Consider the following 7,926-nt stretch of genomic DNA (forward strand, 5'->3'; position numbering starts at 1 on the left):
AAACCAGCCGCTTGACCATGAACTGCTCGCTTGTGAACTTGGCCCTAAGAGGCTTGCTGGCGGCTGTGTTCACGCTTGTTCCCCTCAGTGCTTGGGCGCAGTTCGACAAGCAAGCCTGGCCTGCGAAGACGGCGTCGCCGGTCTTGAATCTGCAAGACCTGCAAGGCCGCATGTGGACGAGTGCCGCCTTGAAAGGCCGTGTGGTGGTGCTCAATTTTTGGGCCACCTGGTGCGCACCTTGCAAAGAGGAAATGCCCACCTTGCAAGACTTGCACGATTCGCCTCAGCCACCCGTGGTGATTGCGGTCAATGTCAAAGAGCCCAAGAGCCGGGTGCAGGCTTTTTTGAATCAACGCAACTTGAGCTTGCCCGTGGTGCTGGATGAACGCGGGGATTTGGCTCGGCAGTGGGGCGTGCGCGTGTACCCCACCACGGTGCTGATCGCGCCTGATGGTCAGGCCCGTTGGCGGGTGCTGGGCGATCTGGACTGGGACGGCTTGCAGGCCGAGGCTTGGATCAAGGACCTGCAGCGCCTGCGCTGAAACGACCTGCGCAGCCGCTGGAGCTTGCATCAAGGATAATCGCCGCAGCTGTGCGCGCTGTGCGCCAGTTGACCTGCCTTCGGGGCATTGGCGATCCACCTGCACAGGTGGCGCCTCGTGTGTGCCGACAGGTCTTGCCCCTACACCGGAGTTTCTTCATGACGACCGCTCGCCGTTCCTTGCTCAAAGGCGGTGCCGCCTTGGGCGCGCTTTTCGCGACCCCCACTTGGCTGCACGCCCAATCCCCCGATGCACAACGACGCTTTGCGCCCCAAGTCGGCACTTGGCGCACTTTTGACGTGACCACCCGCGTGGAGATCGCTGACCCCCAAGGTGCCACCCGCATTTGGCTGCCCGTGCCCAGTGTGGACACCGCTTGGCAGCAGTCCCTGGACACCCGCATCAGCAGCAATGGCCAGGCCCGCATGGCCAGCGATGGCCAAGAAGGCACCCGTTTCGTGTCCGCTGAATTTGCAGCAGGCGTGCGCCCCGTGATCGAGATCACCAGCCGCGTGCAAACCCAAAACCGCGCCGCCGAACTGACAGCGCGCAACACCTCACCTGAAGCGGCCGACACGCTGCGTTACTTCACCCGTGCCACCCAGATGCTGCCGCTCGATGGCATTGTGCGCACCACCGCCTTGAAAGCCACCCAAGGCGCCAAAACCGACGAACAAAAAGCCCGCGCCATCTATGACTGGGTGGTGCGCAACGCCTACCGCGAGCCCAAAGTGCGCGGTTGCGGCGAAGGCGACATCAAGACCATGCTCGAGACCGGCAACCTGGGCGGCAAATGCGCCGATCTGAACGCCTTGTTTGTGGGCCTGTGCCGCGCGGTGGGTCTGCCTGCCCGCGATGTGTACGGCCTGCGCCTGGCGCCATCGGCTTTTGGCTACAAAGAACTGTCGGGCAACCCGAACAGCCTCAAAGGGGCACAACACTGCCGCGCCGAGGTGTACCTGCAAGCCCACGGTTGGGTGGCTGCAGACCCGGCCGATGTGGCCAAAGTCATGCGTTTGGAGACTGCTGAGTGGCTCAAGACCACCGACCACCCCGTGGTGGCACCCGTGTACAAGCACCTGCTGGGCGGCTGGGAAGGCAACTGGCTGGCCTGGAACACGGTGCACGACTTGCGCTTGCCGGGCTCCAAAGGCGACAAGCTCAACTTTTTGATGTACCCGATTGCCGAAACCGAAGAGGGCCGTTTGGACTCTTATTCGCCCGACGCCTTCAAGTACACCATCACAGCGACCGAAGTGAAAGCTTGATGCCCAATTGAGTACCAAACAGAGGTGTGGCTGAAAAAGCCCCTGCAAGCGAAGCGCATGCAGGGGCTTTTTGCTGGGTTGAGCTGTCCGCTACAGCTTGTGCGTCATGCTCAGTTGCAGCCGACTCTCAAACTTGCGGTGCTCGCCCGTCAAGGGGTCGGTGAATGCCACCGCCTGTGCCAGCAACTGCAAGGGGCGCTTGAAATCCTCCGCTTCGTCCGGGCCGCGCAGCACATGGGGATAGAACTGATCGCCCTCGATGGGGATGCCCAGCGCGTTCATGTGCACACGCAGCTGGTGGCGTTTGCCGGTGACGGGTTCGAGCTGGTACAAGGCCCGCTGGCCTTCTTGGTGCAACACAGCGATGCTTGTTTCGCTGTTGGCCTCACCCGGTACTTCGCGCATTTTGAAAAAATGCGCCGGGTCTTCGGCCAAGCGGCTGGTGTGCACGCTTGGCAGCGCCAGGTTTGCGCAGTGCGCGGCCACGGCGTGGTAACGCTTGTGAATCTGGTGGTCTCGAAACAGGGCGTGGTAAGCATCGCGCTCGTGCAGGCGTTTGCCAAACAGCACCAGGCCTGCCGTTTCGCGGTCAATCCGGTGCAAGGGCACGAGGTCGGCGTGGCCCGTCAGCCGTTTGAGTTGCACCAAGAGACATTGCTGCACATAGGGCCCAGACGGCGTGACGGGCATGAAATGCGGCTTGTCTGCCACCAGCAGGTGATCGTCTTCGAACAAGACCGCCGCCTGCACGGGCAGGCGTGGTTCGTCGGCCACGTTGCGGTAATAAAAAAAGCGCTGCCCAGCCTGGCAGGCTTGGTCAACTTGGGCGCTTTGCCCGCTTTCTTGCAGCACCAAGCCTTGGCTGAGACGCTGCGCCCATTCATCGCGTGGGATGCCGGGCATGCGTTGGGCCAAAAAGTCGAGCAAGCTGGGCCAGTGCCCAGCCGGAACCGACACCACGCTGGCGCTCACGCCCTCGTGCACAGGCATTTGGGCAACGCGTCCCGAGCGGGTCATGTCAGACCCGGCGGAACACCAAGTCCCACACGCCGTGGCCCAGCTTGAGGCCGCGGTTTTCAAATTTGGTCAGCGGGCGATAGTCTGGCTTGGTGGCGAAGCCACCAGCGTCTGCGCTGGCGGTGTTGGCCAGCAGCGGTTCTGCGCTGACCACGGCCAGCATCTGCTCGGCATAGGGTTGCCAGTCGGTGGCCAGGTGCAGGTAGCCGCCGGGTTTGATGTGCTGTGCCAAGCGCTGCACAAAAGGCGACTGGATCAGGCGGCGCTTGTGGTGGCGGCTTTTGTGCCAAGGGTCCGGAAAAAAGATGTGCACCCCGTCCAGGCTGTCTGTGCCCAGCATGTGGTCCATCACCTCCACGGCGTCGTGTTGCACGATGCGGATGTTGCCAATGCTTTCTTCGCCGCAGCGCTTGAGCAAAGCGCCCACGCCGGGCTCGTGCACTTCGCAGCACAGGAAGTTGTCATCGGGGCGCACCTGCGCGATCTTGGCGGTGGCGTCGCCCATGCCAAAACCGATTTCCAAAATCAAGGGCGCACTGCGGCCAAACGCGGCCTGCACATCCAAGCGCTCTGCGCTGTAAGGCACGAGGAACTGCGGGCCGAACTGATCGAAAGCACGCACCTGGCCAGAGCCCATGCGGCCTGCACGCAGCACATAGGTTTTGATGGTGCGCATGAAAGGTGCCTCTGCGGGCGGGGTCGGCGTGGCGGTCGTCTGGTTTTCTGGCGTGGTCATGGGGCGGTCAGTGTTTCGCGTAAGCCCTGATTATCGCGGTTGGTCGTGCATTGCAAGCCTGTCAGGCATCAGTTGCGGGTGGCCCAGTCCTGACACCACTGGCTCAATGCTTGAGGAATACGCGTCTCGGCCGGCACCGCTGCCAAGCCCAGCGCCTGCGCCGCCTGGTTGAGCGCTGTCAGTGGCGCGTTCAGGTCCAGTGCTTGCGCGCCGTTTTGTTTGCTCAGTTTTTCGCCATTGGCGCCCAGCACCAGCGGCGTGTGCAGGTATTGCGGGGTGGGCAGGCCCAAGGCGTGTTGCAGCACGATTTGACGTGCGGTGTTGTCGGCCAGGTCTTCGCCGCGCACCACATGGGTGATGCCTTGCGCCGCATCGTCCACCACCACCGCCAGTTGGTAGGCCCACAGGCCGTCAGCCCGGCGCAGCACAAAGTCGCCGACCGCTTCGCTCACGTTTTGGTTTTGCGCGCCCAATCGGCGGTCTTGCCAGTGGGTCAATGCGGGCAGCTCCAAAGCCTGCTGAACGGCCTGCACATGGAGCCGCCAGGCCCGAGCGGTTTTGCCTTGCAGCCCTTGGCGGCAAGTGCCGGGATAGACCGCCGCATGGTGCCGGGCCACGGCCTGGCTTTGGGCGGCTTCTATCTCCTTGCGGGAGCAGCCGCAGGGGTAGGCCCAGCCTTTCGCGATCAGCGTGTCCAGCGCCGCTTGGTAAGTGTCACCCCGCTGGCTTTGCCAGAGGGGGGCTTCGTCCGGCTGCAAGCCGCATTGGGCCAGTTGCGCAAGGATGCGGTGATCGGCGCCTGGCACGCAGCGGGGCGTGTCCACATCCTCGATGCGCACCAGCCAGCGGCCTGCGTGGGCGCGTGCGTCCAGCCAGCTGGCCAAGGCCGCCACCAGCGAGCCAGAATGCAAAAGGCCGGTAGGCGAGGGCGCGAACCGGCCTGTGTACCTCACACCCATGCGGGATCAGCGTTTTTTCAGGACCGACAGTGCCAGCTCCAGACCCGAGACAAAAGCGTCTTCGACCCGGTGGCCCAGGCACCAATCGCCACACAGGCCAATGCCCTGGTCCTTGAACCACAAGTGGCTTTGACCCAGAGGCACAGCGGTTTTGGCGTACAGCCAGCGGTGCACCTCGGCCTGGGCCGGTGTGGCGCGGATGCCGCTGATCTCGGCAAAGGCCTTGAGCAGCTTGCCGCTGATGCGGTCCGCGCTGTCGTTGATGTGCTCGGCCGACCAAGGGGCGCTGGCTTGCACGGTCCAGCGCTCGATGCGTTCGCGGCCGGGTTTGGACGATTCGCGTGACATCCAGGCGATGCGGTGGTGGGTGCTGCGGGCAGCGTTCCATTGGGGCCCAATCGTGATCAGACCGGGCTGCACCGCTTGGGGGTAGGCCACCATCAGCGTCCAGCAGGGATCAACCCGCACATCCTTCAAAGGCTCGGCCAGGTCGTTCAGCTGCGAGGCCCGCAGCAGATCGGTCGCCTGCGCAGGCGGAATTGCCAGGATCACTTTGTCAAAGCCGCCATACACATGCACTGCGCCGTCATCGGCTTCGGTGTGCAGCTGCCAGCTGTTTTTCTGGAACGGGTCGGCACTGATTTGCGTCACGCGGGTTTGCAGCAACACATTGTTGTCTTCCACCAGCGGCTCGGCCCAGGCTTTGACCAGACCGTTCATGCCCGGCGTGGCCACCCAGTGGCGCTCGCCGCCGGGCAGACCCGCTTCGATCACCCGGCCATTGGGGTCCAGCACGCGCACGGCGTTGGCGCTCCAGGGTTTGCACAAGCCGGGCACCGTGCCCAGCGCCAATTCAAAGCGCGGGTCGCGCACCGTGAAGTACTGGGTGCCATGGTCAAAGCTGCCAAAGGCACTGGCACGCGTGGCCATCCGACCGCCCAGTCCCCGGCTTTTTTCAAACAGGGTCACTTGGTGACCGGCTTGGCGCAATGTCCGTGCGCAAACCACGCCGGCCATGCCGACGCCGATGATGGCGATGTTTTGTGTGTTCATGACCCTACTCTACACGCGATGCACTGGGGCGAGCAATGCGTCCCGCGTGGCCGGGCGTTCCAATTGCGACAACCACCAGCGCAGCGCCTGACCCGCCGGGGCTTCCTTGCTGTCGCGCCACGCGCACTGCACGGTGGCCACGCGCTGGCTTTGCACGCGCTTGGCCACCAGCAAGCCTTTGTCGATGAAGGCTTGCGCCATGGTCTCGGGCAAAAAACCCCCACCCAGCCCACGCAGTTGGGCGTCCAGTTTGCTGTCCATGTCTGGCACGGTGAACACGTCTTGGCCTTCCACCAGGCCGATGGTCAGGCCTGCGCCCCGGCTGACCGAATCGGCCACGGCCACCGCCCGGTGTTGCTGCAACTGGGTTGGGGTCAGTGGCTCTGTGGCGCAGGCCAAAGGGTGGTGGGCGGCGACGGCGTAAACAAAAGCCACCTTGCCCAGCACCTGGTGCTGGATGTCAGAACCCGTGCCTGGCTCCAGCACCACGCCCAGGGCCAGATCGGCTTGGCCAGAGGTGAGCGCCGTCAAGGTGCCAGAGAGCGTCTCGTAACGCAGCCGCAGTTGTGTGGGGGTCTTGAGGTCCAAAAACGCAGCGCACAAGTCCATCACCACCGGGCGGGCAATCAGGCTGTCCACCGCGATGGTGAGCACCGCTTCCCAGCCTGTGGCCACGCGGCGCACCCGGTTGGCCACCGCGTCCATGTCGTCCAACAGGCGTTTGGCCTCGCGCAGCAGGGCTTGGCCCGCCGCTGTGGGGCGGGCCTGACGCGAAGACCGGTCGAACAGCAACACGTCCAGCGCGTCTTCAAGCTGGCGCACCCGGTAGGTCAAGGCGCTGGGCACCAGGCCCAGCTGCCGAGCGGCGCCGGCAAAGCTGCCCGCTTGGTCGATGGTCACCAGCATCGTCAGGGCTTCGGGGGTCAACCAATCGCGGGGAGTTTGCATGATGGGGGTATGAGGATTCAATTGGTTTGAATGATGCCAGCAAATGGATTGCACCGCACGGTCGGGCTGTTTGCTTACAGTCATGCTCTTGAATACAAAGGAACAGACATGCTGACACTGCGCAAATCCACTGAACGCGGCTACGCCGACCACGGCTGGCTCAAGTCGTTCCACAGTTTTTCGTTCGCCAACTACTTTGACCCGGCCCACATGGGCTGGGGCAATCTGCGCGTCATCAACGAAGACCGCATCGCACCAGGCACCGGTTTTGGCACCCACGGCCACCGCGACATGGAAATCATCAGCTACGTGCTCACAGGCAACTTGGCCCACCAAGACAGCATGGGCAACGTCAAAGGCATCCCGCCTGGCGATGTTCAGCGCATGAGCGCGGGCCGCGGCGTGCAGCACAGCGAGTTCAACCACGCCAAGGGCGAGCAGACCCACTTTTTGCAAATCTGGATCGAGCCCAATGTGACGGGCATTGAGCCCGGCTACGAGCAAAAAACGGTGCCCGACAGCGCCAAGCGCGGCCAGCTGGCGCTGGTGGCCGCACCTGAAGTCGGTGAGCACACGGTCAAAATCCACGCCGATGCCCGCATGTACGCGGGCCTGTTCACCGGCGCTGAAACCGCGCAGCTGGCGCTGGATTCATCCCGCAAAGCCTATGTGTTTTTGGTGCGTGGCGCTTTGCAGGTCAATGGCCACAGTCTGAGCGCCGGTGACGCCGCCATGCTGCAGGCTGAACCCTCATTGACCCTCAGCCATGGCCAGGATGCAGAAGTCCTGGTGTTTGACTTGGCTGCCTGATTTTTCTTTCTTCTCTGTCTTTTTAAAGGAGTTTTCTCATGGCTAAAACTGTTGTTGTTTTCCATTCCGGCTACGGCCACACCCAGCGCGTGGCCCAATTTGTGGCCCAGGGCGCGAACGCCCAAACCATCGCCATCGACGCCGACGGCAACATCACCGAGGCTGACTGGGCCACACTGGACGCGGCTGACGCCATCATCTTTGGCTCGCCCACCTACATGGGCATGGCCTCTTGGCAGTTCAAGAAGTTTGCCGACGCCACCTCCAAGCGTTGGTTCACCAGCGCCTGGAAAGACAAGGTCGCTGGCGGCTTCACCATCTCGGCCAGCCCCAGTGGCGACAAGCTGTCTACCATCCAGTACTTCATCACCCTGGCCATGCAGCAAGGCATGGTCTGGGTGGGTCAGCCTTCCATGAACGACGGCAACATCAACCGCATCGGCTCCAACTCCGGTGTGATGGCGCAAGTGGGCCCGACCAGCCCTGCGGAAGATATCCCACAGGGCGACCTGGACACCGCCAAAGCTTATGGCGAGCGAGTGGCTGCTGTGGCCACCAAACTGCGCGCTTGAGTGCCCGGCTCCTGGGGCCCA

At 63.2% G+C, this 7,926-nt stretch carries 9 protein-coding genes; 4 read left to right on the forward strand and 5 right to left on the reverse strand.

The window, feature by feature from the left end; genetic code table 11:
• Positions 1-17: 17 nt before the first annotated feature.
• Both B9Z52_RS00060 and B9Z52_RS00065 read left to right on the forward strand, forming a co-directional pair.
• The gene (locus B9Z52_RS00060; RefSeq protein WP_108411850.1) at positions 18-542 is read left to right on the forward strand and encodes a TlpA disulfide reductase family protein; all 525 of its coding nucleotides are present in this window, start codon (positions 18-20) and stop codon (positions 540-542) included.
• 158 nt (positions 543-700) lie between these two features.
• A complete protein-coding gene (locus tag B9Z52_RS00065) occupies positions 701-1,810 on the forward strand; it encodes a transglutaminase-like domain-containing protein (RefSeq protein ID WP_108411851.1) in 1,110 nt (369 codons plus the stop codon).
• 90 nt (positions 1,811-1,900) lie between these two features.
• On the opposite strand, the gene B9Z52_RS00070 is transcribed toward B9Z52_RS00065, so the two are convergent.
• The 5 genes from B9Z52_RS00070 to B9Z52_RS00090 all read right to left on the reverse strand — a co-directional run bounded on the left by B9Z52_RS00070 (position 1,901) and on the right by B9Z52_RS00090 (position 6,523).
• A complete protein-coding gene (locus B9Z52_RS00070; protein ID WP_108411852.1) occupies positions 1,901-2,827 on the reverse strand; it encodes a pseudouridine synthase in 927 nt (308 codons plus the stop codon).
• Between the two features lies 1 nt (position 2,828).
• Entirely contained in the window at positions 2,829-3,563 is a 735-nt protein-coding gene (gene trmB, locus B9Z52_RS00075; protein ID WP_108411853.1) for a tRNA (guanosine(46)-N7)-methyltransferase TrmB, read from the reverse strand.
• A 68-nt stretch (positions 3,564-3,631) separates the two neighbouring features.
• Positions 3,632-4,522 carry a tRNA glutamyl-Q(34) synthetase GluQRS gene (gluQRS, locus tag B9Z52_RS00080; RefSeq protein ID WP_108411854.1) on the reverse strand — a complete coding sequence of 297 codons (891 nt, stop codon included), beginning with the start codon at positions 4,520-4,522 and terminating at the stop codon, positions 3,632-3,634.
• 6 nt (positions 4,523-4,528) lie between these two features.
• Positions 4,529-5,575, reverse strand: coding sequence for an NAD(P)/FAD-dependent oxidoreductase (locus B9Z52_RS00085; RefSeq protein WP_108411855.1), 1,047 nt, complete (start codon positions 5,573-5,575; stop codon positions 4,529-4,531).
• A gap of 9 nt (positions 5,576-5,584) precedes the next feature.
• On the reverse strand, positions 5,585-6,523 hold the full coding sequence (locus B9Z52_RS00090; RefSeq protein ID WP_108411856.1) for a LysR family transcriptional regulator: 939 nt from the start codon (positions 6,521-6,523) through the stop codon (positions 5,585-5,587).
• A 108-nt stretch (positions 6,524-6,631) separates the two neighbouring features.
• Here B9Z52_RS00090 and B9Z52_RS00095 point away from each other — a divergent pair, with 108 nt between their 5' ends.
• Positions 6,632-7,333: a pirin family protein gene (locus B9Z52_RS00095; protein ID WP_108411857.1), complete on the forward strand. Its 702-nt coding sequence runs from the start codon at positions 6,632-6,634 to the stop codon at positions 7,331-7,333.
• 38 nt (positions 7,334-7,371) lie between these two features.
• Positions 7,372-7,905 (forward strand): flavodoxin family protein, encoded by a 534-nt coding sequence (locus B9Z52_RS00100; RefSeq protein WP_108411858.1) that lies wholly within the window; start codon positions 7,372-7,374, stop codon positions 7,903-7,905.
• Positions 7,906-7,926: the final 21 nt, after the last annotated feature.

Origin of the sequence: Limnohabitans sp. Jir72 (assembly GCF_003063575.1) — a bacterium.
GTDB lineage: Bacteria > Pseudomonadota > Gammaproteobacteria > Burkholderiales > Burkholderiaceae_C > Limnohabitans_A.